This window comes from Lentimicrobiaceae bacterium (genome assembly GCA_023227965.1).
In the GTDB taxonomy this organism is placed as follows: Bacteria; Bacteroidota; Bacteroidia; order Bacteroidales; family JALOCA01; genus JALOCA01.
In genome coordinates this window covers 63341-90275 of sequence record JALOCA010000008.1, presented here as the reverse complement: position 1 = coordinate 90275, position 26935 = coordinate 63341, and the positions used below count along the sequence as shown (strand labels likewise).

General features: G+C 39.4%; 21 protein-coding genes. 5 read left to right on the top strand and 16 right to left on the bottom strand.

Translation table 11 applies throughout. The features are described from left to right. Nucleotides 1-12: 12 nt before the first annotated feature. From M0R21_04490 to nuoE, 3 genes are read right to left on the bottom strand one after another with little or no spacing between them, the layout of a single operon-like run. Nucleotides 13-1803 (bottom strand): NADH-dependent [FeFe] hydrogenase, group A6, encoded by a 1791-nt coding sequence (locus M0R21_04490; protein ID MCK9617073.1) that lies wholly within the window; start codon nucleotides 1801-1803, stop codon nucleotides 13-15. Nucleotides 1804-1825: 22 nt separating this feature from the next. Continuing rightward, nucleotides 1826-2995, bottom strand: a complete 1170-nt coding sequence (locus M0R21_04485) for a hypothetical protein (GenBank protein MCK9617072.1) — start codon at nucleotides 2993-2995, stop codon at nucleotides 1826-1828. A 30-nt stretch (nucleotides 2996-3025) separates the two neighbouring features. Next, entirely contained in the window at nucleotides 3026-3493 is a 468-nt protein-coding gene (gene nuoE, locus M0R21_04480; GenBank protein ID MCK9617071.1) for an NADH-quinone oxidoreductase subunit NuoE, read from the bottom strand. A gap of 238 nt (nucleotides 3494-3731) precedes the next feature. Here nuoE and truA point away from each other — a divergent pair, with 238 nt between their 5' ends. Further along, nucleotides 3732-4487 (top strand): tRNA pseudouridine(38-40) synthase TruA, encoded by a 756-nt coding sequence (truA, locus tag M0R21_04475; protein ID MCK9617070.1) that lies wholly within the window; start codon nucleotides 3732-3734, stop codon nucleotides 4485-4487. Nucleotides 4488-4499: 12 nt separating this feature from the next. Here the strand turns inward: truA and M0R21_04470 are convergent, their stop codons facing one another. The 6 genes from M0R21_04470 to M0R21_04445 all read right to left on the bottom strand — a co-directional run bounded on the left by M0R21_04470 (nucleotide 4500) and on the right by M0R21_04445 (nucleotide 9247). After that, nucleotides 4500-5345 (bottom strand): ATPase, encoded by an 846-nt coding sequence (locus M0R21_04470; protein ID MCK9617069.1) that lies wholly within the window; start codon nucleotides 5343-5345, stop codon nucleotides 4500-4502. A 2-nt stretch (nucleotides 5346-5347) separates the two neighbouring features. Further along, the gene (locus tag M0R21_04465; GenBank protein MCK9617068.1) at nucleotides 5348-5749 is read right to left on the bottom strand and encodes a diacylglycerol kinase family protein; all 402 of its coding nucleotides are present in this window, start codon (nucleotides 5747-5749) and stop codon (nucleotides 5348-5350) included. After that, nucleotides 5724-6407, bottom strand: coding sequence for an ATP-binding protein (locus M0R21_04460; protein MCK9617067.1), 684 nt, complete (start codon nucleotides 6405-6407; stop codon nucleotides 5724-5726). The genes M0R21_04465 and M0R21_04460 overlap by 26 nt, the downstream gene beginning before the upstream one ends. Then, the gene (gene pyrI / locus M0R21_04455; protein MCK9617066.1) at nucleotides 6394-6855 is read right to left on the bottom strand and encodes an aspartate carbamoyltransferase regulatory subunit; all 462 of its coding nucleotides are present in this window, start codon (nucleotides 6853-6855) and stop codon (nucleotides 6394-6396) included. Before pyrI ends, M0R21_04460 begins: the two co-directional genes overlap by 14 nt. A gap of 33 nt (nucleotides 6856-6888) precedes the next feature. Continuing rightward, complete coding sequence (gene pyrB / locus M0R21_04450) at nucleotides 6889-7797, bottom strand: aspartate carbamoyltransferase (GenBank protein MCK9617065.1); 909 nt, start codon at nucleotides 7795-7797, stop codon at nucleotides 6889-6891. A gap of 106 nt (nucleotides 7798-7903) precedes the next feature. Then, entirely contained in the window at nucleotides 7904-9247 is a 1344-nt protein-coding gene (locus M0R21_04445; GenBank protein MCK9617064.1) for a cyclic 2,3-diphosphoglycerate synthase, read from the bottom strand. 236 nt (nucleotides 9248-9483) lie between these two features. Between M0R21_04445 and M0R21_04440 the strand changes: the two genes are divergently transcribed. After that, the gene (locus tag M0R21_04440; GenBank protein ID MCK9617063.1) at nucleotides 9484-11529 is read left to right on the top strand and encodes a BatA domain-containing protein; all 2046 of its coding nucleotides are present in this window, start codon (nucleotides 9484-9486) and stop codon (nucleotides 11527-11529) included. 153 nt (nucleotides 11530-11682) lie between these two features. Continuing rightward, nucleotides 11683-14595 (top strand): DNA gyrase/topoisomerase IV subunit A, encoded by a 2913-nt coding sequence (locus M0R21_04435; GenBank protein ID MCK9617062.1) that lies wholly within the window; start codon nucleotides 11683-11685, stop codon nucleotides 14593-14595. A gap of 603 nt (nucleotides 14596-15198) precedes the next feature. On the opposite strand, the gene M0R21_04430 is transcribed toward M0R21_04435, so the two are convergent. After that, nucleotides 15199-16359, bottom strand: a complete 1161-nt coding sequence (locus M0R21_04430) for a metallophosphoesterase (GenBank protein MCK9617061.1) — start codon at nucleotides 16357-16359, stop codon at nucleotides 15199-15201. A gap of 233 nt (nucleotides 16360-16592) precedes the next feature. Continuing rightward, nucleotides 16593-16883, bottom strand: coding sequence for a DUF3795 domain-containing protein (locus M0R21_04425; GenBank protein MCK9617060.1), 291 nt, complete (start codon nucleotides 16881-16883; stop codon nucleotides 16593-16595). A 122-nt stretch (nucleotides 16884-17005) separates the two neighbouring features. Here M0R21_04425 and M0R21_04420 point away from each other — a divergent pair, with 122 nt between their 5' ends. Together M0R21_04420 and M0R21_04415 are read left to right on the top strand one after the other, a co-directional pair. Further along, nucleotides 17006-17920 (top strand): DUF6268 family outer membrane beta-barrel protein, encoded by a 915-nt coding sequence (locus tag M0R21_04420; GenBank protein MCK9617059.1) that lies wholly within the window; start codon nucleotides 17006-17008, stop codon nucleotides 17918-17920. 32 nt (nucleotides 17921-17952) lie between these two features. After that, nucleotides 17953-19263, top strand: coding sequence for an MFS transporter (locus tag M0R21_04415; GenBank protein MCK9617058.1), 1311 nt, complete (start codon nucleotides 17953-17955; stop codon nucleotides 19261-19263). A 59-nt stretch (nucleotides 19264-19322) separates the two neighbouring features. Here the strand turns inward: M0R21_04415 and M0R21_04410 are convergent, their stop codons facing one another. From M0R21_04410 to M0R21_04390, 5 genes are read right to left on the bottom strand one after another with little or no spacing between them, the layout of a single operon-like run. Continuing rightward, nucleotides 19323-20795: an aminotransferase class V-fold PLP-dependent enzyme gene (locus tag M0R21_04410; GenBank protein ID MCK9617057.1), complete on the bottom strand. Its 1473-nt coding sequence runs from the start codon at nucleotides 20793-20795 to the stop codon at nucleotides 19323-19325. A 1-nt stretch (nucleotide 20796) separates the two neighbouring features. Continuing rightward, nucleotides 20797-22368 carry a hypothetical protein gene (locus M0R21_04405; GenBank protein MCK9617056.1) on the bottom strand — a complete coding sequence of 524 codons (1572 nt, stop codon included), beginning with the start codon at nucleotides 22366-22368 and terminating at the stop codon, nucleotides 20797-20799. Nucleotides 22369-22392: 24 nt separating this feature from the next. Further along, nucleotides 22393-23046, bottom strand: a complete 654-nt coding sequence (locus M0R21_04400) for an ABC transporter ATP-binding protein (GenBank protein ID MCK9617055.1) — start codon at nucleotides 23044-23046, stop codon at nucleotides 22393-22395. A gap of 26 nt (nucleotides 23047-23072) precedes the next feature. Beyond that, on the bottom strand, nucleotides 23073-25526 hold the full coding sequence (locus tag M0R21_04395; GenBank protein ID MCK9617054.1) for a carbohydrate binding family 9 domain-containing protein: 2454 nt from the start codon (nucleotides 25524-25526) through the stop codon (nucleotides 23073-23075). Between the two features lie 37 nt (nucleotides 25527-25563). Beyond that, complete coding sequence (locus M0R21_04390; protein ID MCK9617053.1) at nucleotides 25564-26928, bottom strand: ATP-dependent Clp protease proteolytic subunit; 1365 nt, start codon at nucleotides 26926-26928, stop codon at nucleotides 25564-25566. Nucleotides 26929-26935 lie beyond the last annotated feature (7 nt).

The following is a 26935-nucleotide window of genomic DNA, read 5'->3' as shown; positions in this document are numbered from 1 at the left end:
GAATGAAGCTGATTAGTATCTGATTCGTGGTTTGTAGTGGGTATGGAGCAAATCGTGTGATCTGTGACCGTTAGGCTCTCCAAGGTAGTCCTTATAAATTTCCACTACTTCAGGGTTTTCGTGCGATTTACGAAGTGGCATTCCTTCATCTTCCATGTAAATGGCTTCAGTGCGCTTTTTCCGGATTTCCATGGACGTAGGAATTGGCTGTCCGCCTCCTCCAATGCAGCCGCCAGGGCAACCCATGATTTCAATAAAATGATAATTTACCGTACCTGCTTTTACGGCTTCCATTACTTTTTTGGCATTGGATAGCCCATGAGCTACGGCAACATTCAAATCTACTCCTTCCAAAAAATTCCATTCGGGAAGTGTATTTTTAATTTTTATTGTTGCTTCCTTTACGCCGTCCATACCTCTTACGGGTTTAATATTTAGGTTAGTAAAAGGTACCTCGCGACCGGTAACCACTTCATAGGCTGTACGAAGAGCAGCTTCCATAACACCTCCGGTAGCTCCGAAAATTACGGCAGCCCCAGTAGATTCTCCCAAAATACTGTCGTAATGTTGATCTTCAAGTTTGTCAAATTCAATACCTGCCTGCCGTATCATCATTGCCAGTTCGCGGGTAGTGAGTACGTAATCTACATCTTTAAAACCGCTGTCGCGCATTTCGGGTCGTTCGCATTCGAATTTTTTGGCTGTACAGGGCATGATGGAAACTACTACCATGTTCTCTGCTTTGATGTTGATTTTATCAGCATAGTAGGTTTTAGCCAGTGCACCAAACATTTGTTGGGGCGATTTGCATGTTGAAAGGTTGTCTAACAAATCAGGGAAAATGTGTTCCTGAAATTTTATCCAACCCGGTGAGCAGGAAGTCATCATAGGTAAAGCAACAGGTTCTTTATCTACCAATACTCTTTTTAAGCGGGTAAGTAGTTCATACCCTTCTTCCAGTATAGTTAAATCGGCTGTGAAATCGGTATCCAGCACTTTGTTAAATCCTAATTTTATAAGTGCCGAGACCATTTTGCCGGTTACCCTGTGTCCGGGTTCAAGCCCGAGATATTCTCCTACGGCTACCCTGGTGGCAGGAGCAGTTTGTACCACAACAAACTTGTTGGGGTCATATATGGCTTTCCAAACGTCTTCAATATAGTTGCGTTCAGTTAAAGCACCTGTAGGGCAGCGGTTTATACACTGACCACAATTGGTACAAACCACTTCATTCATAGGTTTGTTAAGGAATGTGGAAATTTTTTGGTGATCACCTTTGTTAATAACTGCAAGGGCACTAACAGCCTGCAATTCTTCACAAGTACGTACACAGCGTTGACATTTAATACATTTGCTGTCGTCCTTAACAATAGAAGGTGAAGACATGTCGGCAATTTTATCCTTGGCTTTTACCAAGTCAAGGAAAACGTGATCCCCAAAGCGATATTCGTTGGCAAGGTCCTGTAATTCGCAATGCCCGTTTTTAAAGCATTTTGTACAGTCTGCATTATGTTCGGAAAGAAGCAGTTCTATGACATGTTTGCGAGCGGAACGAACTTTCTCGCTATTGGTAAATACTTCCATTCCTTCTGAAACAGGAGTGGCGCAGGCGGCTGCCAACAATCGGGCACCTTTAACTTCTACCACGCATACCCTGCAGTTACCTGCTACAGTAAGGTCGGGGTGGTTGCAAAGGGTAGGGATTTTAAAATTTATTTTTTTTGCTGCATCAAGTATGGTTGTACCTTCTTCAACTGTAACCGGAATGCTGTTTATTTTAAGGTTTACTAAGAATTTGCTCATAATATATTCTCCTTCAATTGGGTTAGTAAATGATTTCTTCTCTGAAATTATCAATGATAGAACTGAACGGATTGCCCACCGACTGTCCTAATCCACATTTGGCAGCAAGTTTCATGGTTACTGCCAAACGTTTGAGCTCTTCGAGGTAGCTTGGGGGCTTTTCTCCTTTTTTTACGGCTTCAATTCCTTTTAGCAGTTGCTGGCAACCTACCCGGCAAGGGGTACATTGTCCGCAGGATTCTTCGTTGAAAAATTCAAGATAATCGTGTAAAACGTTGTACATGGAGCGGGTGCTGTTAAAGATCATCATAGAGCCTCCTGTTGGAATTCCTTCAAAACCAATGATGGTATCGTTAAATTTTTTACGGGGAACACAAAATCCAGAAGCTCCCCCCACCTGGATGGCTTTGGCATCGCCATCACCAAATTCGTTTACGAATTCGTTGAGTGGCATTCCCAATTCCAGTTCGTAAATTCCCGGGATAGGGGTATCTCCCGAAACAGAAAATACTTTTGATCCGCGAGAGTCGGTTGTTCCGTATGATTTAAATTTTTGGGGACCCATTCCGCAAATCATAGAAACATACACGAGAGTTTCTACGTTATTGATTACAGTAGGTTTGTGGTTATATCCTGCCACGGTAGGGTAGGGCGGTTTGTTGCGGGGCTCACCTCTTTTGCCTTCCATAGATTCGAAAAGGGCACTTTCTTCACCACAAACGTAAGCACCGCTTCCTGATTTCATATAGATATTAAAATCGAAACCTAATTTTTTTAGAAAAGCATTAAAATTATCGAGTTTGGGAAGTAGGTTTTTAAGTAAAAAGTTGTATTCAGCCCTGAGATAAATATATCCTTCTTTGGCACCGATTACATATCCGCAGATAGCTATACCGACAAATATTTTTTCCGGAACTCTGTCAAGGATTTCCCTGTCTTTAAAAGTACCGGGTTCGCCTTCGTCGGCATTACAAATCACGTATTTTGTATTGCTGACTTCATTTTTGGTAAATTTCCATTTTAACCCTGTGGGGAAGCCTGCACCTCCTCTGCCTTTTAGCCCTGAGTCAATCAAATCGAGGATAATTGCGTCCGGCGAACGGGTCAGGGTTTTTTCGAGTATGGTGAAGGGTGTGTTTTTTTCGTCTATTTCGAAAATTATATCTACTTTTTTCAATTGTTTCTGTTCCATAATTTTATTATTTTGATTGGTATGTCCGGATTATTGTTTTTTTGCATATTCTTCGATTATTTCTACTGCCTTCTGTGGCGTTAACTCCGGGTAAATGTCGTCGTTAACGAGCATAACGGGTCCCTTATGACACCATCCCAGGCAATTGGCTGTAAGTAAAGTGAATTTTTTATCATGGGTTGTTTCTCCTGCTTTAATTTTCAAAGAACCCTCTATTGCATGGATTACTTCATCTTTTCCTTTCATATGACAGGAAATGGTTTTGCAAACGCGGACAATATTCTTTCCGCGGGGAACAGTGTCGAGAAAGGTGTAAAAAGAAGCTGTTCCATACACATCTGCTGCCGATAAATCCAATTCCCTGGCTATGGAAAGAAGTGCTTCTTCAGAAAGGAATTTTTCTTCGCGAACCACCCCCTGCAACACGGGCATTAGGCTGTTCCTGCTTTTGCCATGCTTTTCCACTAATTGTTTAACTAAATTTTCTGTTACTGACATAACGTCCTCCTGATTTTTGTTTGTTGTTAATTAGGTAAATAAATATTTTATAATACGAATTGTTAATTGAATAACAATTGGCTTCAAAGTTAGAAAAACAGTTGAGAATATCAGCCTCTAAATGCCCAAAATATTTAATTTATAGTTTAATTTATATTCATTCCAAATATTGATTATTGAATTGTAGATAAATATAATGTATCTATTCTAAATATTTTGATACATTTGCCATAAAAAAATGTACCGTTATTTTGCCAAGCTGGCTTACATGGGCACGCCTTTTCACGGGTGGCAAACCCAACCCAATGCTGTTACAGTTCAGGAAATTATTGAAAAGTGTTTTTCATTAATTTTTGGCGAACCTGTTGCCGTTACTGGTTGTGGGCGGACTGATACTGGGGTACATGCAAGTGAATATTACCTGCATTTCGATGTACTAACTCTTCTCGATAGGAAAAAGAAAGAAGACTGGCTTTTTAGGTTGAACAATTTTTTACCCAACGAAATTACTGTAAACAATCTTTTTCAAGTAAAGGAAAATGCACATGCACGTTTTGATGCCATCAGCCGTACATATTCTTACTACATATCAAGAAAAAAAAATCCTTTTCAACAGGCATTTACTATGTATTATTATGGCTATTTGAATATTGAAAATATGAATAAAGCAGCAAAAATATTAATGGAATTTACTGATTTTTCTTGCTTTTCAAAATCAAAAACAGATGTTATTACTAACAATTGCGCCGTAACGGAAACGTTCTGGACAGAAAAAGATGGACAGTTAGTATTCACTATTTCCGCAAATCGCTTTTTAAGAAATATGGTTAGGGCAATAGTGGGTACCTTGCTCGAAATTGGACGTGAAAGGATGTTGGTAGATGATATAAAAAAAATAATTGAAGGGAAAAACCGTTCAGATGCAGGTGCTTCTGTACCTGCTAAGGGTTTGTTTCTTACGAAAGTGGTTTATCCCGAGCATATTTTTGTTTAATCGTCGCTGTTATTATGTTAATGCGGTATGATATTTTATAAGCCCTTCCATGGGGTTCTGGGTGATAATTCCTGTTTGTATCCCGAAAGTTTGAGCAACCTCCTTTAAAATATCGGAAAAGTAAAAGGCGATAGAGCCAGTAAAATTTGCAGGATATTCCTTGTATCCATTATACTTTGTTAGCTGAACACTAAAAAAATCGGAAAAACAATTCCGGACTAAAACATTGATATATGTATTATTGATGTGATTACAAGCAAACCGGGCAAAAGACGCAAGGTAACGGTTTGGAAAGGGTTTTTTATATACTGAGTCGAGAATATTCTCCAGAGTGATTTGGTATGTATTTTTAAAAACTTCAGCAATGTCATCGGGCATAGTCTCTTTTAAAAAAGACTCAATCATTCTTTTTCCTATTTGTGCTCCACTTCCGTCGTCTCCAAAAAGGTAGCCAAGTGACGTTACATTTTCTGTAATGACTTTTCCATCATAAAAACAGGAATTGGAACCAGTGCCTAAAATACATGCAATCCCGGGGCTGGTTCCGCATAGGGCTCTTGCGGCTCCCAACAAATCATGGTAAATATTTATCTGCGCATTACTGAAGAAGTCTTCGAGGGCATTGAATACAATATTTCCCTTATTTTCAGTAGAACAGCCCGCCCCGTAAAAATAAACACTGCTCACGGCAGTATTGTCAAAGAAAGGATACAGTTCTTTCTCCAGACTGTATTTAATGTCAGAAGATTGTACAAAAAAAGGATTAAATCCAATGGTTTGCAACTGGTTAATAATTTTGCCATCCTGCAAAATACTCCAGTCTGTTTTGGTAGCACCACTGTCGGCAATTACGAGCATAGTTATAGAAATAAATGGTAAATTTTAGGTGCGAAAATAAGAATTCCGGTTATAGCAGCCGAAATAGCAGCAAATAAAACTGCTCCGGCTGCAATATCTTTAATTTTTCCGGCATGAACATTAAATCCCGGAGAAAAAATGTTGGTAATATTTTCAATAGCAGTATTAAATGCTTCGGCACAAAAAACCAACCCGATGTTAAGGATTATGAACAACCATTCTGTGTTGGAAATTTGAAAAAAAATGCCGGAAATAACAACTAATAAGGAAGTTGCAAGATGTATCCTAAAATTATGTTCGTTAAGGTAAATATCGCGGATACCGTTCCATGCGTAGGAAAAACTTTTTAAGCGTTTATGAAAAGAAAATTTTTTTGTTTTATCTTTTTCTCTGTTCGCGTTCATCATTGGTGTTTTTTATACTAAAAGACACTCCCTTTTCGCTAAAAAGCATTTCAATAGAATCGGTGAGTATGAAATTTGTGAGTAGGCGTTCCGCTTTTTTTCGATGCAGATGTATGTTTTTACATATTGCAGATAAAGTGGTGTTTGGGTGTGTATTTATAAATGAAAGTAATTCTTTTTCACTGTCGGAAAACCGGATAAAGGCTCCTTTGTTTTTCGATTTTTTCTTCCATACGGAAAGCAGAATGGCATTTGCAGCGATATTCTGATCATTCATCCTGATGTAGGCTTTTTTAATTTGCTTGTTTACAACAAAATATGGTTTATTAGTACCCTGAAAAACAGTAGCTTCAAGAATGTTTTTTCCGTAAACATCCCATTCTTTGTATTGAATGGGAATTTCAGGTGTGCAGTACTTTTTTGCAGCAGTTTCAGCCATAAATATTTCTTCTCCTGAGCGTATTCCTGTAATGGTACCATTATCCTCAACCCCAATCAGCAGGGTTCCTCCGTCGGTATTGGCAAAAGCAACCAGTGTTCTTGCAATTTTTAAAGCATCGGATATCTCAAATTTAAAATCCAAATGCTGTGATTCTCCCTGTGCAATTAGCTTATGTATGGGATGTGGCAACAATTTAATTTCATTATAAAAATACAATATTATTTTTTGCAGTTATTTTTTCGCAAAAATGACATTGTAATTTTAAATCATCCTTTGAAATAACCTTAAATAGTGTTTCTACATTTTCGTGGTTAGTTATACAGTTAGGATTAAAACATTTAACTATATTGTACACGTCTTCTGGAATTTCCACTTTCCTTTTTTCCACTACATTATAATTTTTGATTACAATAAGAGTTGCTGTAGGAGCCACTAAAGCTATTTTATTAATTACTTTGCTTTTAAAAAATTTATTGCTTACTTTTATAATCCCTTTACGCCCCATTTTTTTGCTTTCGAGATTGGTGCCATATAAAACCATATCTTCGAAATTTTCAAGCCCTAAAATTTTTGCTACCTGAAATACATTTTTTGAAGGAATATGGTCAATAACGGTTCCGTTTTCTATGGCTGAAACTTTAAGTGTTCCGAGTTCTTTTTCCATTATTTTATAATTGAGGTTTTTTGACAAAATATATTATTTGACGCCTAATATGGATGCGAGCAATGCCTGACGCACATATACGCCGTTAAGGGCTTGTTCAAAGTAGTAGGCTTTGGGATTGGCATCCACGTCTTCGCTGATTTCGTTTACCCTGGGCAGGGGATGTAGTACTTTAAGATTAGGCTTTGAGTTAGCAAGCATTTCGTTGCGAAGTATATATGAATTTTTCACTTTTTCGTATTCCATAAGGTCGGAAAAACGTTCGCGCTGAATACGAGTCATGTAAATAATGTCGGCGATTTCTATTACTTCTTTCAAATCGGTATATTGGTAGTAGTTAAGTTTGTTTTTTTTGATATGCTGTTTTACCGAACTGGGTAATTTTAATTCAGCCGGCGAAACAAGATGAAATGTAGCATTAAAGTTACAAAGAGCCATTACATTAGAATGCACAGTGCGTCCGTATTTTAAATCTCCGACAAAGGCAATATGCAGGTTTTCGAGCTGTCCCTGTGTTTTCCGGATTGAATAGAGGTCGAGCAAACATTGGGTAGGATGCTGGTTGGCGCCGTCGCCGGCATTGATGATGGGAACTTTTGCAACTTCGGATGCCCAACGTGCGCTTCCTTCGCGCGGATGACGCATTACAATCAGATCGCAGTAATTGCTTACGGTAAGTATGGTATCTTTTAATGATTCGCCCTTTTGTGTGCTTGATGAACTGGAATCGGAGAATCCGATAACTTTTCCCCCCAACCGGTTAACGGCACTTTCGAAACTGAGGCGGGTACGGGTACTTGGTTCAAAAAAAAGTGTTGCGACTACATAGTTTTCGAGAATTTTTTGTGTAGGTTGTTTTGCAAAATCTTCGGCAAAATTGAGTATATGAATATACTCTTCCTTGGAGAAGTCGGTAATTGATATCAGGCTCTTATTTTTCATGAAATCAGGTAATTTAGCAGCAGATTATTATTTATCAAAAATATAAAAAATTCGTCTATTAAAAATATAAAAAAAAAGGCGACTATCGTCGCCTTTGAAAAATCCGTTATTTTATCAGATTGTGTTTTTTAATAAAATCATCAATTACCTGTTCGAGATTGGGCTCGCCAATTTCCTGGAGTTCGTAACCCACCTTTACAGTAGGTTTGTTGATTTTTATGATGCGGTTCAGATCAATTGGAGTGGCAATTACCACTGCATCGCAAGGGGTGTTGGCTATGGTAGTTTCCAAGTCTTTTACCTGCTGATCACCGTAGCCCATAGCTGGAAGCAGGGTTCCGATGTTTGGATAAATTCTGAAGGTTTCAGATAGTTTTCCTACGGTATAAGGGCGTGGATCAACTAATTCGGCTGCTCCATATTTATTGGCTGCTACTGTTCCTGCACCAATTTTCATTTCTCCGTGGGTAAGTGTTGGTCCGTCTTCAACGACTAATACTTTTTTGCCGCGAATCAGTTCGGGCTTGTCAACGGTTACTGGTGAAGCTCCATCAATAACGATAGCTTTTGGATTTACTCTTGCAATATTGTCGCGAACTTTCTGAATGTTAGCATTGTCGGCTGTGTCAATTTTATTTATCACAATGACATCCGACATGCGTGCAACAACTTCTCCCGGATAGTAACTTACTTCTGCTCCGGGGCGATGGGGGTCGGCAACTCCGATAAATAAATCGGGTTTGTAAAATGAGAAATCGTTATTTCCACCATCCCATAACACTACATCGCATCCGCTGGGATCTTTTTCGGCTTCGCGAAGTATGGCTTCATAGTCAACTCCGGCATAAATTACGTTCCCGCGAACTACATGTGGCTCGTATTCTTCCATTTCTTCAATAGTGCATTTGTGTTTTGCAAGGTCTTCTACTGTAGCAAAACGCTGAACTTTTTGTTCGTTCAAATCGCCGTAAGGCATTGGATGGCGTACAGCTACAACCTTTAATCCCTTTTTCATGAGTAATTCTATTACCCTGCGTGATGTCTGGCTTTTACCGCATCCGGTACGAGTGGCACCAACAGCAATAACTGGTTTGGTACTTTTTGCCATGGTTTCGCCAGGTCCTAAAAGGATAAAGTTAGCTCCTGCAGCATTTACCAGCGAGCTAATATTCATAACCCGTGGGTAAGGAACATCACTGTATGCAAAAACACAATCCTGTACCTTGTGTTTTACAATAAGTTCGGCTAAATCTTTTTCTGCAACGATGGGAATTCCGTTGGGATATAAATTAGCACCGGCAAGTTCTTTCGGATATGCCCTTCCGTCAATATCGGGTATTTGTGCAGCAGTAAAAGCAACTACGTTATACTGCGCATTTCCTCTGAAAAACATGTTGAAGTTGTGGAAATCTCTTCCTGCAGCTCCAATGATGATAACGTTTCTTTTCATTATAGCGTCCTCATTTTTAAATTATTACATATAAATATATGACTTACTGAATTTTTGTGCAAAGTTAGGAGTTTAAGTTTCATATACAAGTTTTTGATATTTTTTATAATAATATAAAAATAGAAAATGGTGTGCTGGTAATTTAACAAATGCTGAACCAGATGTCTATAAATTAACTTGCTTTGTATGGCTTCATGTATTATTTTATATTTTTGCAGCCTGTATAGTAATTCTAAATGGAGTTTGTTCAACCCTGGTTTCTTTTTGGATTGTTTGCTCTGGCAATCCCTGTGCTCATCCACCTTTTTAATCTTCGCAGATTCAAGCGGGTATATTTTACCAATGTGCGGTTTCTGAAGGAAGTAAAAGTACAAACCCGCAAACAATCGAAATGGCAACATCTGTTGGTACTTTTGGCACGCATACTTGTATTTATCTGCCTTGTACTGGCTTTTGCGCAACCTTACATTCCGATGAATAATCAGGGTTATGTTAAAGGAGAGAAGCACAAAGTGAGCATATATATTGACAACTCGTTCAGCATGGAAGCCCGGAATGCCCGGGGTACGCTGCTCGACGATGCCAAAAGCCGTGCAAAGGAAATACCATTTGCTTATCAACCGTCTGACGAATTTCAATTGCTTACAAACGATTTTGAAGGAAAACATCAGCAATTTGTGTCGAGAGATGAATTTATCAATATGGTGGACGACGTAAAAATTTCGCCTGTTGTGCAACCTGTTTCAAAGATAATTGCCCGGCAAAAGGATATGCTTGCCGTTAATCCTGCAGGCAATCACGAAGTTTACCTGATTTCCGATTTTCAGCATACTACCACCGATTTTTCTTCACTCAAAAAAGATACTGCCACTCGGGTATTTTTTGTTCCGGTGGCAGCTACCGACAGGAATAATTTATACATTGATTCATGCTGGTTTTCCTCACCTGTGCATCTTAAAGATGAAGGAGAAAGATTAACGGTTCGTATAAAAAATTCTTCAGAACAAAGTATGGAAAAAATACCGGTAAAGCTCACCATTAACGGTAAACAGAAAGCCGTAGCAAGTTGTGATGTAAAAAGCGAAGCATCGGCAGAGGTTACGCTTTCCTATACCAACCGCGAAACTGGCATACAATATGGAAAGATTGAAATAAACGACTATCCGGTTTATTTCGACGACAGCTTTTATTTCAGTTACCAGATTAATGATTTTATTTCAGTGCTTTGTATTAATGGGGGAGAGGAAAGCCGTTATCTGAATGCACTTTTCGGGGGAGATTCGTCGGTGATTTTTCGGAATAATGCTGCTACTGCGGTGGATTATTCCGCCCTGCCCGGTTACAGGCTGGTAGTGCTTAACCAGTTAAAAAGTTTTTCTTCCGGTTTAATGCAGTCGCTTGACCGTTTTTTGGAGCAGGGGGGAAACGTTACCCTTATTCCGCCGGCGGAACCTGAATTTGATTCCTATGCCATTTTTTTAACCGGATTGGGAGCCGAAAAGTATCTTGCAACCGATACAGCCGACCAAAAAGTAACAATACTTAATTACCAGCACCCCTTATTCCGGAATGTCTTTGAGAAAATTCCGGAAAATGTAGATATGCCGACAGTTTATTCGCATTTTATCCTTGGTTCTTCCGTCCGTTCGGAGCGGGAAGATATTATGAAAATGCAAAACGGTTCACCCTTGTGCTGTTCTTTTTCTTGCAGAAGTGGCAAACTGTACGTGTTTACCTGTCCGCTCGAAATCCGGTTTACCAGTTTTCCAACCCATCCCTTGTTTGTTCCCACTATTTACAATATGGCTTTACTGAGTCAAAAGGAGTTGCCGCTTTATTACACCATCGGAAATAATACTGCGATTGCGTTGCCCAATGTGCCGTTGCATAATGAACAGGTTATTAAAATAAAAGCGCTACAGAACGATTTTGAAATCATTCCTGAAAGTCATCAGTCGGCAAACAGCCTGCTCCTCTACACTCACGGGCAAATTATCCAGTCCGGGCATTATAACATTGAAACAGGAGACGCAGGTAATTATGGAGTTGCGTTTAATTTTGACAGAAAGGAAAGCGAAATGCAATGTATGACTTCTGCAGAGATAAAAGATGCACTGAACAGGCTGGGCGATAAAAATTACTATTTATTGCAGGCGAATAATACCCCCATACTACAAGCCATTAACGACATGCGCAAAGGTACTACGCTGTGGAAAACTTTTGTGGTTTTGGCTTTGGTTTTTCTTGCTGCCGAAGTAGCTTTGCTGAGATTTTGGAAATAATCCCTTTTACAACTCCCGAAAAGGCAAACCGGGATGAATAAAGAATAGATGGAAGAAGAAAATAAGGAATATACCGGAACCGAAAACATGAATGGGGTGCCCGAAGAAACCGGCAATGCCGATGCGCTTCAGCATATTATTCCTCTTGCCGGTATGTACGAGAACTGGTTTCTTGATTATGCTTCGTACGTTATTCTTGAACGTGCCGTTCCTGCTTTGGAAGACGGTTTGAAACCCGTGCAGCGCCGTCTTTTGCACGCAATGAAAGAACTCGACGACGGACGCTACAACAAAGTGGCTAATATAGTCGGACATACCATGAAGTACCACCCCCATGGTGATGCTTCCATAGGTGATGCCCTGGTTCAGCTTGGGCAGAAAGATTTGCTTATTGACTGCCAGGGAAACTGGGGAAATATTCTCACCGGTGACAATGCGGCTGCTTCGCGATACATCGAAGCCCGTTTGTCGAAGTTTGCCCTCGAAGTAGCTTTCAACCCTAAAACCACCACATGGAAACTTTCGTACGACGGCAGGAATAAGGAACCTGTTACCCTCCCTGTGAAGTTTCCGTTGTTGCTTGCTCAGGGTGTGGAAGGTATTGCCGTAGGACTGGCATCCAAAATTCTTCCCCATAATTTTAACGAGTTGATTGACGCTTCCATTAATGTTTTGGAAGAAAAGATTTTTGAAATTTACCCCGATTTTCCTACCGGAGGTTTGATAGATGTTTCAAAATATAACGATGGTTTGAGGGGTGGAAAAATTCGTGTAAGGGCAAAGATTAACCAGATTGACAAAAAAACACTTTCCATTACCGAAATTCCCTTTGGCACTACTACCATTTCGCTTATTGACAGCATTATTTCTGCCAACGACAAGGGAAAAATCAAGATACGGAAGATAGACGACAATACCGCAGCCCAGGTAGAAATAATGATTTACCTGCAACCAGGAGTTTCGCCCGATACTACCATTGATGCCCTGTATGCATTTACCGACTGCGAAGTTTCCATTTCGCCAAATGCCTGTGTAGTACTCAATTCAAAACCTTTGTTTTTTGATGTAAAAGAAATGCTCAGGTTTTCGGTACAGCATACCCTGAAGATGTTGAAATCAGAGCTGGAAATTGAACGGGCAGAACTGATGGAGCAACTACTCTTCGCTTCTCTTGAAAAAATTTTTATCGAAAAAAGAATTTACAGAAAAATAGAGGAATGCCCCACCTGGGAGTTGGTAATAGAGACTATTGACAAAGGTTTGGACCCTTATAAGAAACAGTTTTACCGCGAAATAACCACCGACGACATTATCCGGCTTACCGAAATAAAAATAAAACGTATATCCAAATTCAATTCTTTCAAGGCGGATGAAATCATTGCCCAGTTGGAAGAAAGGAAACAAAATGCCGAATTTCACCTTGCGCACCTGGTGGAATATGCCATCGCATATTACCAGAACATCAGGAAAAAATACGGAAAAGACCGCGAACGCCGGACAGAAATCCGCAATTTCGATGTGATTGAAGCCACCATGGTAGCCGCAGCCAACCAAAAACTGTACGTTAATCGCAAAGAAGGTTTTATGGGAACCGGTTTGAAAAAGGATGAATTTGTATGCGATTGTTCCGACATTGACGACGTTATTGTATTTCGCGAAAACGGTTTGTGTACCGTAAACAAGGTGAGCGAAAAAAGTTTTGTTGGCGAAAATATCATCCATATTGACATATTCCGCAAAAACGACGATCGTACTATCTACAACATGGTGTACCAAGACGGCAAATACGGAAAGGTTTTTGTAAAACGTTTTGCGGTGATGGGCATTACCCGCGACAAGGAATACGATCTTACCCAAAGCAAAGACGGCTCGCGTGTGTTGTATTTCAGCGCTAACCCCAACGGTGAAGCGGAAATAGTTAAAATTACCCTGAAAGCCAAGGCAAAACTGAAAAAACAAGTGTTTGAATTCGATTTCAGTACCCTTGCCATCAAAAACCGAAACTCGATGGGGAATACTCTTACCAAACATGCCGTAAGAAAAATAGAGAAAAAAGAGGATGGAATTTCAACCCTCGGCGCCCGCGACATTTGGTACGACGACAGCATCAAACGACTGAATACCGAAAGCCGGGGAAGTTACCTCGGCGCATTCATGGGCGACGACAGGATACTTACCCTGATGCGAAGCGGTCATTACAGATTATATAATTTCGACATCAGCAACCACTTCGACGACGATCTGCTTATCATTGAAAAGTATGACCCCGAAAAAATCATTACTGTTGTTTATTTCAATTCATCAAAACAGGATTATTTTGTAAAACGCTTTACCGCCGAGCTCAGTGATAAAAAAAATACTGTACTTGGCGACAACGAAGGCGATAACCTTATTTTTATTTCGACCGATTACCTGCCGCAGATAGAAGTTGTGTTCGACCAGAGCCAACTGAAAAAGCCTCGCGAAAACGAAATCATCAGCCTGGCTGATTTTACCGATGCAAAAAGTTACAAGGTGATTGGCAAACGGCTTGCCAATGCTGCGGTTAAGGAGATTATTGTCCTTGAACCCCTGCCTTACGAACTTTTAGAAACGGAAGAAGGAGAAGGTGCTGAAAAAGACGAAATGCCAGGTTGGGATTTTGATAATGAAAATGCCGAATCTAAATCTGATATTGCCGATATTAAAGCTAAACTACCCGAATCCGACATCAAATTACCCGAACCCGACATCAAATTAGCCGAACCTGACATCAAATTAGCCGAATCCGACATCAAATTAGCCGAACCTGACATCAAATTAGCCGAATTCGACATCAAATTAGCCGAATCTGACATCAAATTAGCCGAACCCGGTGTCAAAACCGGTTTGAGGAAGAAAAAAGATGGAGTTAAGGATGAAATTAAGGCTGAAAATAAGGTTAAGATTGAGGATGCGGTGCCCCAAACTCCCGATTCCGAACTCCCGGCTATAGAATTAGAAATTACTAACCCTGAAAAGGTAGAGGATAAAGATAAACCTTCAAAAAAACCGCACGGCGACGACCAGTTGCAGATAGAGTTTTAAGATATCATTACACTGGGTTTTCAAACCGGTTTTATTCTTCATACAAAACAATTTAACCTGAGTTTGGGTGAAGATTGTAAAACCATATATGATATATTTCAGCATGTTACATTTTGCATAGGATGTACCTGGTACACTTGGTAAGGAATGGTGAAATGATAGGGACGTGTAAGGTGGTAAAACAGCTGTGAGTTGGGAGCTTGGAGCAATAAAAAAATAAAAAGTAAACCTATTTCAGAACAAGACAGCTTGACCCCACCCGAACCTTCCTCTAAAATTAGGGGAGGGCGCAGTAACCCTGAAAATTAGGAGAATGCCGGATGGGAAGGGTCAGAAAAACTAAAGTAATGATAAGCTATGAATGACATTCAATCTTATCAATCCGCACAATCTGTACAATCTGCACAATCCGTACAATCCGGATGTAACGAGCGGGTTTTGAAAGTCCATGCCTCATAGTAACCTTACCAAGACCTTTTTTATAAACCACTAAGAGGACAAGGAGTACAAAGGATTTTATCCCTTTGTGATTTTTAGCGGTTTCATGTGGTTTGCTCAGGTTTCAAAAATATACTTTCGTGGAGTAAGGCTTGCAATAAAAGATTAGCCTTTGAATTTCACCCTTAGCTGAACAATTTCAGGGCGGTTGCCCAATCGTATTGGGGGTCCCCAGGTGCCGTAACCGCATGAAACATAAATGTGCGAATTGCCTTTCTTCAAGTAACCCCAACTGTTTTCGTAAATTTTTCTGGTCAAAAAATTCAAAGGGAATATCTGTCCGTGGTGCGTATGCCCCGAAAGCTGGATGTCAACTCCACATTTTTCAGTGAGGTCGAGGCGGAAAGGTTGGTGGTCGAGCAGGATTAACGGCAAGGCGGTATCGGCATCTTTTATTATTTCTTCGAGGTTTTTCCGTTTTTTCCCGGAAAAACGGCTGATATCGCGGTCTTCGCGCCCGGCAAGGTTAAATGCACCGGAAACAGTAACGCAGGTATCCCTCAGCATTTTTATATTCAGAGATTCGAGGTAGCGAACGGCAGCTTCCGCCCCGCCTATGTATTCGTGGTTGCCTGTAATGGCATACACCCCCAGTGGGGCGTTTAGCTTTTTCAGGGGTGCTCCCATGTTGTAGTGCAACACTACCGAAAGTTCCTCGTCAATAACGTCTCCGGCAAAAAGCACCATATCAGGTTTCAGCCGGTTGATGTGGTTTACAAGTTTTTCAACTTTCCGGTAGCCGATAAGCGTTCCGATGTGTATGTCGGATACCATAACAATGTTAAGGGAAGAGAGTTCACCTGCTTTTTTGTTTAAATTGATGTCTAATTTCTTTATCCGTGGCGAAGATGCATTGATGAAACCTGCTGTTATAAGTGAAAAGCTGATTATACAAGCCGATAAAAACAAAATTAGCTTCGTTTTGGCAAAATCAGCAAAGAGGAAAGCTGGCAAAAAATGCAAACCTGCATTAAGCAACTGGAAAACATCGAAAATCAGAACAAGCAGAAAGAAATAAAATATGGCAGCCAGCCAAAACGAGCCAGTAAAAGTAAATACAGAAGCAAGATTGAACCACTGAGCTCTTTCCATAAACCTGCCGGCAATGTATGCTATAAATAAAACACCGAAAACAATGGAGTAAACCATTCGTACTTTGCCTTCGGAAGGCAATGCATATAGCCCGTGGCGGTAGATATAAAAATTAATCAGCGAATAAATGGTTAATACAACGCTGAAAAATACCACAAAGACGGAAATTTTCATGTGTTATTAATTTTTTAATTTATTGGTCAAATAGCCTGCCCCGATTTCTCGGGGGAATATCCATAAAATATCATTCTCGGTTGGTATGAGCATAGCCCTTATGGATATTTCATCTGTTATTAAAGTTTACAAGTAAACACTACTTAATTTCCCAATAATATAAATTTTCAGCCCCCTGGTTTTCCGGTTTTATGTATTATCAAATGCTGAAGATATAGGCACAAAAACATGATTTATGCAAGACCTTTTAAAATTTTTACCCGCGTTTCGATAGAAATCTTGTGCTCTTCGTCTGTCATCGAAGGGTCTTTCATTTCGTAATACCAGTGACAGGGCAGTTCGTTGCAGGAGCCGCAACCTGGAAAATGTTTTTCATTTACCGCACAATCGAACATGGGGCAAATTTTTTCAGGAAGATGTTCAACTGCCCAGAAAACTTTACCTTCGATATGGCGGCAACCATTGCATTCTTTTTCAAAAAAAAGGCATTCATCACAATGAACCCCGCATGGAGATACTTGCATAGTAGATATTTTTAAGATGAATTGTTAAACTTTCAGTCTGTAAAAGTAAAAACTTCGGATAAAAAATGGTTATTGCATTTCGTTTTTATTTTTTTTTACATTTGACCCTTTAAATAGAAAAAATGAAGAAAACTTACCTTTTACTGTTAGTGCTGGGAACATTTTTATCAGGGCTTCGGGCACAACCTTTTGTTGATGTACTTAATGTACAGGGTACATACTTTCCAAAAACGAATTACGACAACTATCCAGGTGCTAAAAATGAAACCTGGCAAGGCGCTGTTAACGCATTTATTCCGGTGGTTTTGAAAAATAAAAATACCGTTCTAACTGGCATTTCGTACGAAAACATGTGCTTCGACATGCAATACGATACTTCGTCGCAAACAGAATCCACCCAATTGAGTTCGGTTACTGCACAACTTGGATTTATTTATCAGTTTGCAAATACACCCTGGTCTGTTACAGTTCTGGCAGTTCCAAGGATTGCTTCCGATTTAAAAAATTTTTCAGGCAAACATTACCAGATGGGTGGAGCTCTGCTGTTTACTTACCAGGTACGCAAAAGTTTAAAACTGAAGATTGGCGGCTACTATAACCGTGAGTTTTTTGGGAATTATTTTATGGGTCTGGCAGGAATTGACTGGAAAGCCGGAAAAAGAATTTATGTTTACGGCGTTTTGCCCGGAAGTCTCAACCTTGAATATCGTATTTCGCCCTGGTTATATACGGGTTTGGCATATAAGTGTATTACTGCATCGTATCGTTTGGGTAATCCTGATAACTCCTATTACGTAAGAGAGGGAGATACTTTCTGGGGCGATAGTCGCCTGTCCAATTTTTACCACTTGTATCTTACCAAAAATTTAGTTTTTAATTTCGATGCAGGATACTCCCTTTACAGGTATTTTGAACAATACAATTCCCGTGATAAAGTAGAGGTTACACGTCCGGTTTTTCACAAAAGCAAGGACAACTGGTTTTTTAATACAGGTTTGAGTTTTCGTATCAGGTTGGATAATGCATACAATGATTAGCAATATGGTTTTTTAATTAATACTTACTATTAATGTTACCACGAAATATAACAGAAATTAAAAAGGGGGATAAAAAAACCATAAGAGCATGGGTAATGTACGACTGGGCTAATTCTGTTTACCAGCTTACGATTGCTTCAGCCATTTTCCCCGTGTATTACAATCAGGTTACACGTAACGGAGGCGACAGCACCGTTTCGTTTTTTGGACTGGAAATTATCAATACGGTGCTGTATTCATGGACTATAGCTGCAGCTTACCTGCTTGTTGCCGTTTTTTCACCTATGTTTTCTTCCATCGCTGATTATACAGGCAGGCGTAAAACGTTTATGAAAATTTTTACATGGATAGGCTCTGTAAGCTGCGGTTTGCTTTTCTTTTTTAATGGAAACAATATTGAATTCGGGATAATTTGCTTTGCTTTAGCCTGGATAGGTTACGGCGGAAGCCTGGTTTTTTATAATTCTTTTCTTCCCGTAATTGCCGAGCCTGAAGACCACGATAAAATAAGCGCAAGAGGATATTCTATGGGCTATCTTGGCGGTGTTGTACTGTTGATTATTAATTTAATCGTTGTACTTTTTCCCGGATGGTTCGGAATTACCGACGGAAAACTTCCGGCAAAACTTGCATTTCTTTCCGTTTGTATGTGGTGGTTTGGTTTTTCGCAGATTACTTTCCGCCGTTTACCCAAATATACCCTTCGTACCCGCGAAAACGGGCATATCCTTTTTCATGGCTACCAGGAGTTGCGAAAAGTATATCGTTATGTAACAAAATCTTATACTCTGAAAATTTACCTACTGGGATTTTTCTTTCTCACCATGGGCATACTTACAGTGATGTTTATGGCAGCAACCTATGGGGAAAAAGAACTCGGTTTGAAGGAAGACATTTTAATTCCTGTGATTTTGGTAATTCAACTTGTAGGAATGGTAGGTGCTCATTTCTTTTCCCGTTTATCATCAAAAATCGGAAATTTCAAGGCGCTGATAATTTCTATAATTACATGGATATTTATTTGCATTGGAGTTTACTTTGTTACCGACACAATAGGTTTTGTGGTTGCAGCCTTTTTTGTGGGACTGGTAATGGGAGGCTCGCAGGCACTTGCCCGTTCTACTTATTCTAAAATGATTCCGGAAACAACAGACCATACTTCGTTTTTCAGTTTTTACGATGTGATGGAAAAATTGGCTACCGTAGCCGGTACTTTTAGTTTTGGCATCATCGAAGCACTTACCGGTAGTATGCGGAATTCGGTGCTGGCAATTATTTTGTTTTTTGCCGTGGGACTGGTATTCTTATTGTTGCTTATAAGGAAGCAGGCATGCCGTGCGTAGATAGTTGAATGATGATTGTTGCTACATTCGAAATCTGTGCACCTGTTTTGCCGGCTCGGTTAAATGACAAACCAGCTTTCTATCCTACTTGTTTTGTCAATGGGGTCATTGATGTGCCGAAATTCGTTGGTTTTTTTATTGTAAATATAATCTTTACTCCATTCCTGATGGTTTATTGCAATTTGATTAATGGCATTTACAACATAATTCAGTTCGCTATCGGTCATGGTAGGGTGAAGTGAAATTCTTACCCATCCCGGTTTTTGTGAAAGGTCGCCCTGGTTAATGAGGTTGGTAATTTCGTGTGAATGTTCGTAGGAAACATCAAGCAGAAAATGCCCGTAGGTTCCTGCACAGGCGCACCCCCCGCGAACCTGAATTCCAAAGCGGTCGCTGAGGATTTTTACAATCAGGTTGTAATGTATTTTTTCGATATAAAAGGAGATGATCCCGAGCCGGTTTTTTGTGTTTGCGGCAAGAATATGCAATCCTGATATTTTTTTTAGTTTTGAGAATGCCGAATTAACAAGTTCTTTTTCGCGGATTTGCATGTTTTTAACTCCCATTTTTTCTTTAAGCCTGATACAAAGAGCTGTTCGTATGGCTTGTAAAAACCCGGGGGTGCCGCCGTCTTCTCTTACTTCGATATTGTCGGAATATTTGTATTCGCCCCAGGGGTTAGTCCAGTCAACGGTACCACCGCCGGGTTGGTCGGGAGCCGGTAAGGAGTAAATGGATGCATCAAAAATCAGCACACCGGACGAACCGGGACCCCCCAGAAATTTATGGGGAGAAAAAAAGATGGCATCAAGTTTTTCCAACGGGTTTGCCGGATGCATATTGATATTCACATAGGGGGCTGAAGCTGCAAAATCTACGAAACAAAGCCCTCCGTGTTCGTGCATTATCTTTGCAAGTCCATGGTAGGGCGTTTCAATTCCTGTAACATTGGAGCAAGCTGTAAAAGAGCCAATTTTTAATTTTCTCCCGGTATATTTCTGTAGCTGTTGCCGCAGTTCGTTCGGATTGACAAGCAATTTTTTATCCGGCTGTAACACTACAACATCCGCCATCGTTTCGAACCAGGAAGTATGATTGGAATGGTGTTCCATATGGGTTATAAAAATTACCGGACGGTCGCATTCGTTAAGACATGGCTTGTTTGAGAGTTTACCGCAGGTTTTCAGTCCTAAAATGCGCTGAAATTTAACAATTGCTCCGGTCATGCCAAAGCCGGTAGTAATGATTACATCGTTTTTGCCGGCATTTACATGTTGTTTAATAATAGCTTGGGCAAGGTGATAGGCTTTGGTCATCAGCGTGCCGTTTTCGCTTGTTTCCGTATGGGTGTTACCTATGAAAGGACCGAATGTTTTGCTTATCTTTTCTTCGATGTGTTTGTATAGTCTGCCGCTGGCAATCCAGTCGGCATACAGCATTTTTTTTATCCCGTAAGGCGTTTCAAATTCTTTATCGTACCCAATGATGTGTTTGCGGAATTTTCCGAAGTAAAGTTCTTTGTTAATAGCCATATTATTCTCCGTTGCTTATCAGAAACATTTCTATTTCAATATCACCTCCTGCCGAATACAGGCTTATCCAATTATTATCGAGCCTCCACCAGGGATCCTGGGCACTGATTTTGATTACATAATCAGTAAATTTCTTTTCGGTAATCCCTTTCATTACAATGCCCCCATTTTTCGTTTTATCTTTTCCATAGTTCAGAAAAATTCTCGGCATTTTATCGCCGTTAATTTTGGCTCTCAAAACAATAAAGTTTTTGCCTTTTTGTTTCAGGTTGGCAGGTGTAAAAGTAAATTTCTTTTCGGTATTATTCACAATGGAGAGGGCGGAGCTGTTAAATGTGATCAGCTTTTTTTGAGAAAGCAGGGTGATAGCTTCAGCAATCTTTTCGTTGGGAAGGGTAGAAGAAGGTTCTGATTTTAATGCTGCCCTGTACATTTCTATTGCTTGGTCGAAGGCTTTGGTAGCCATAAAATGATCGCCGTCGGTAATATGTTTATAATAAACATCTGATAATTTTTTACCGGATGGTTCTGCCTGGTTTTGAGGGGCAACTTTCGGTTCTGCCAAAACTTCTGCCGATGGTTGTTCTTTTTCAGGTTTCTGAACGGGTTTTTCAGGGGCATTTATCTCGGTATTCGTTTCCTCAGTGGGCTTCTTTTTTGTTTCTTTTAATTCTTTGGGTAGTTCCTTTGCCATGGCGACAATGTCCTTCACCATATTTGAGGCAGGCGGAAGAGTTTGTTCTTTGGTGATTGGTGTTTTTACTTGTGCTTTAGTTTCAATTGGGATTATTTCTTTAAGCTGTTTTTTTTCTTCAAGTTGCTTTGCTTTTATCTGTTCAATCATGCTGAGCGGGTAGCGCTCATCAGGTTTAATTATATTCGCCTTAAGATATTCATTCCTTGCCTTCTCGAACTCTTTTGCAATGTAATAATTGTCAGCATCATCTATGGCTTTATCATAGGCTTCGTTTGTTGCCTTCACCTCTGCCAGTATATTCCCGGTTTTTTCAAGCTGGGCAATGGGGTATTTTTCTCCGGGGAATAAATTGTTTGCAATCGTATATTGGGCATTAGCTTTCTCTATTTCACCTTCTTTAAAAAACCGGTCTCCGCTGGCTACAGCTTCATCAAAATTTTTACGCAGTTCTTCCATATTGAAAATGTGTGCCCGCGATTCTTTTATCTTTTCTTTAGGGTAAGATTCCTTTGGTTTTATTGACAAAGCCTTTTCGTATTCGGTTTTTGCTTTTTCAAATTTATTGGAAGAAAAATAATCGTCCCCTGTTTTGATGGCAGCATTGTAGGCAAGCTCGTCGTCAGGATCATTATATATTTTATTGATCTGCTCAATTTTATCTTTTGGATACAAGGCTTCAGGGTAGATAAGTAATGCCTGCTGGTACTGTGTTTTTGCTTTTTTATATTCTTTTACCTTTAAAAATTCTTCTCCCTGCACGATGTAGTTTTCAAACTTTTTGAATTGCAATTGCTGTGCTGCACTGTCGGCATTCTGTGCGGCAATGGTGTGAAAAAATATACAAAAGAATATTGAAAGTGGAAGAATAAGTTTCATGTTTAACTATTATAAGGGGTTATGTTATTCACTAAATATTCCGTCTTTAATGGTGAGTTTTCTGTCAGCCATGTTTGCCAGCTCTTGATTATGAGTTACGATGACGAAGGTAAGCTGAAATTTTTCTCTTAAATTGAAGAACAACTGGTGCAGCTCACGGGCATTGGCAGAATCGAGGTTGCCCGAAGGTTCGTCAGCAAGAACCACATCAGGGTTGTTGATTAAGGCTCTTGCAACGGCTACCCGTTGTTGTTCGCCACCCGATAATTCGGAAGGTTTGTGGTGTATTCTGTCGTTAAGATTTAAAAGATCAAGCAGTTGCTTTGCTTTCCCTTCTGTTTTTTTCACAGCAGATTTTGCTATGAATGCGGGAATGCACACGTTTTCAATGGCTGTAAATTCAGGGAGCAGGTGATGAAATTGAAAAACAAAACCGATATGTTTATTACGAAAACTTGCAAGACTTTTATTATTTAATTTGTTAATATCAATATTGTTTATTAATAGATTGCCTTTATCTGCGCGGTCAAGGGTTCCAATAATATGTAGCAAGGTAGATTTTCCTGCACCGGAAGCTCCCACTACCGAAACAATCTCGCCTTTATTAACTTCCAGGCTTATCCCTTTCAATACACTGAGCGCTCCGTAGGATTTGTATATGTTGTCGGCTTTAATCATGCTAAATTATAACGGCTTTGATAGGTTTATGTTGTGGTATTTCTTTTTTTTGATTTTTTAATATTTTGATAATCGAAATAGTAAAGTATTTTAAATGCCAGGCTATTTGCCTGGGGTTGTTCCCAAGTATTTTTTAAATTGGTGAAATATTTATTTTCAATAGCAGTTTCTTCATTTATGATAGCGTTTTTCCAGACAATATTGATAATACTGCCAGGCGCAAACCACCAACCATAAACAAGGTCAATATTGAAAGCGTTGAAATTAAAATCATTTTCATCATTGTAAATGGAGTTAAGAACAAGTGTTCCATCATCTTTGAGGGCAAAATATTTATTGTATTCGCCTTTCGACCAATAATGCCGAACCCGCAACGACAATGAAGCTTTGTTATTAAACATATATTTCCCTGTTAATGTATTATTAATGGTGGTAATATCTCGTCTTCCGAAAATTATCAGGCTGTCGTTATTTACAAATCCGATATCGTTGTATTGAAAATCGGAACTGAAAGTATGGTCGAACGAAAGGTGGTCGTTTATCCTGAAAATAGGAGTAATTTCAGAATAATATGAAATAAAATTGTCGCGTGGGGCTTCTGTAATAGTAAAACTCCAGTCTAAAGCAAATGGCTTTCGGTAATCAGAAGAAAATCCTATCCATGCGCTATTGTATTTAGGTGAGATATAATATCTTCCATTTGTACGGGGCTCCTGATAGTCGTAACATTCGTTCAGCATGGTATTTGTTCCTGACCAAAAACTCAGATAGTTAGTAAATGTACCGTCAAGTTGGTACTGCAATCGCGATAGTCGTATTTTCCCGCTTAGATAATTGGTAATATAATCGTAGGATAAGGAGTTGGTAATGTCTTTTACAATCCAGAATGGTTTGTAGATGGAATAGGATGCGTCGGCATAGAACAACTTTTCGTTATTGCGAAACAGCAGTCCCATATCATTAATTTCGAAATATTGGTCAATGACCGTTTCGGATACATTAAATTTAAAATTGCCTCTTGTTTTTGAAATACCGGCGCTGTATTTAGCCCCAAGTTTATCAATAAATACATTGTTAGAAGTGTCTGTTTCTGTAAAATTTTGACTTAACGCACTATATAATTGCAATTGGTATATGCTTTTTTTATCGTTCAGGGTAAGACCTCCTGCAGTAACATTGGCATCATCGCCACCTTTGTATCTGATAACATTTGTATTAACAAGATAAAATGAAGAATGGTTTTTCATTGCCTGATCAAAAACAACGATGTTGTAGTTGGCAAAAGGCTCTGTCAATACTTTGCGGGTTTTTCCGGTAAGCGAATCGGTAACTTTGGCATAAGTATTTTCTGTCATTGCATTGAAAATACCGATAGCAAGTCCATTTTTATTTCTGCCTGAAATTTTAGTGGCGTTTACCAATTCTGCCTTCGACGGATTTTCAGTTATATACTCCCCTTTTTTCAGTTGATTTTCCACTTCGTAAAATCCAGACGGTCTTTCTCCTATTCTTCGTGAATAAAATAACCCGCCTTTTTGAAACAGGTCAACAGCTTCCTTGAAAAAGGGACGTTGTTCGGGGTACTCAGTTTCGAAAGCCGTAAGGTTTTTAATTTCATTATCCGATTGTACCTGGCTGAAATCTGGCAAAAGAGTTATGTCGAGAGTAAAGCTTTCGTCCAGGCCTAATTTCAAGTCTATTCCCCCGTTAAATGAAGTCGAGTAATTGTTTTTCCCTTTGATATTGTATGGGTAATGCTCTCCATACAAAGAAAAGTAGGGAGTAACGGAAAGCCGCAAAGGAACCTGAATATTTTCTATTCCTGAGATAGTGCCCCAGTAAATAAGTGTGTTATTTGATCCTTTTTGTTCGAGCGCCCATTGATCCAATTCCCGATACCGGCGTACTCCCCTGTATACTTGTAAGCCCCATTCCTGGTTGGGAACCATCGGAAAACGTAGTGCAGAATAGGGTATTTTCAATTCAGCTATCCATCCGTTTTTTGTTGTTTGTGTTTTGCTTTCCCATACCGCATCGAAAGTATTGTCCGATTGCCTGTAATCAATTTGCACTCCGCAGGCTGTAACCAAAAAAGTGTAAGCATCCAGATGGTTATGATACGTATCAAATGCAATTCCAAACTTATCTGCATTCACATTTTCGTCGTCGCGTTCGCCAAGTTGCATTAAAATACTATCGGGATGGGTATCATACAGCATTGCTCCCACGTATATGGCGTAATCATCAAAAAGAATACGCACCTCAGTAGGAAAGGTGGAAGGAGTATTAAAGTCCGGGTCGTTCTGTATAAATTGATTAATTACAGGCGCACTGTTCCATACTGAATCGGAAAGATTACCATCAATTTTTGGCGGTTGTGCTGTCCGTTTTGCTTGTGCAATCTTTATAGAAGAAGACTGTGCCCAAACATATGTAATAGAAAATATGTGTAATAAACAAACTAAAACGGTATATTTCATTAATATCGGGCTATTTTAGGTCAAAATGTGTGCAAAATTATAATTTCCTGACAAAAAGTTGTGCTGATTCGTATTTAATCACAATGATTTTTTCACCACTTTCAATATAAGAGATTTCGGCAGACGCATCATACACATCTCCTTCAACTTCAATTTTTCCGGAAGGTCGTAAAATGGTTTTTGCTGTCCCCGTTTTTCCAATCAGGTTGATTTTTTGTGGATCAGAAACGCTGAATCCCATTTCCTTTTTTTGTATTGTATTTAATGCAAGGCTTTTAAGGCGAGTATTATTGGTAAAAATTTTTTTACTGAGTAAAATAGACCCGAGTATGGAAAGGAATAAAGCAATAACTACAATAAAAACGGGCTTTATGAGTGTAAGAATTGAAAATTGGGTAAAATCGAATCCCCTATTGCCTACCATACTAAGTGTAAGACCTGCTATTATCAATGCTATTCCACTAATTCCGGCAACACCAAATCCGGGTATAACAAAAATTTCGAGGCATAAAAGTATTAATCCTCCTATAAAAATAAGTATTTCCCAATGGGTAGCCAAGCCCTCGAGATAAAGTGGGGCAAAATATAACAATGCCCCAACTATTGCGACCAACAATGCAAATCCAATGCCCGGTATTTGTAGTTCAAAATATATTCCTCCAATTATCAGCATGATGAGTATTCCGCTTACGAAGGGATTAATTAAAAATCCAATCAATCGGTCTATAAGGCTAAGGTGTTGTTTTATAATTTTATAGTTAGAAATTCCTGCCAATTTAAGCACTTCATCAACAGAAGAGGCTTCTCCTTCGCAAAAATTATTTTTAATGGCTTCCGAGGTTGTAAATGTTACCACCTGCCCCGAATCGGTAACTCCCGGAATTTTTATTCTGGGGTCAACCATCGCTTGGGCTATCTGTGGATTACGCCCATTAACTTCTGCAGTACTACGCATTAGCGAACGCATGTACGATTGGTATTTGTCAGGTAACGGTCTGCCTTCCTGGTCAACAACAGTAGCAGCACCAATATTGGCGCCAGGGCTCATATAAATACTGTCGCATGCAAGCGAAATTAGTGCTCCGGCTGAAGCGGCATTGTGATTTATAAATACATAAACAGGCTTTTTTGAACGCAGTATCATCGTACGGATGGAATCGGCTGCATCTAACAATCCACCATATGTATTTAAATAAATTAAAATAATATCTGCATTTAATTGTACTGCATCTCTGAATGCTTTTTGTGTACTGCGTACAACTGGCGGAGCTATTTCTTTTTTTATATCAAATATATAAACAACTTTTGTTCTTCCTGTTTTTATCGAAACCTGAGCTAAAAGCGATGCATTTATACAACAAGTAAATAAAAATAATGCAATTAATAGTCTTATCTTATTCATTAAAAAT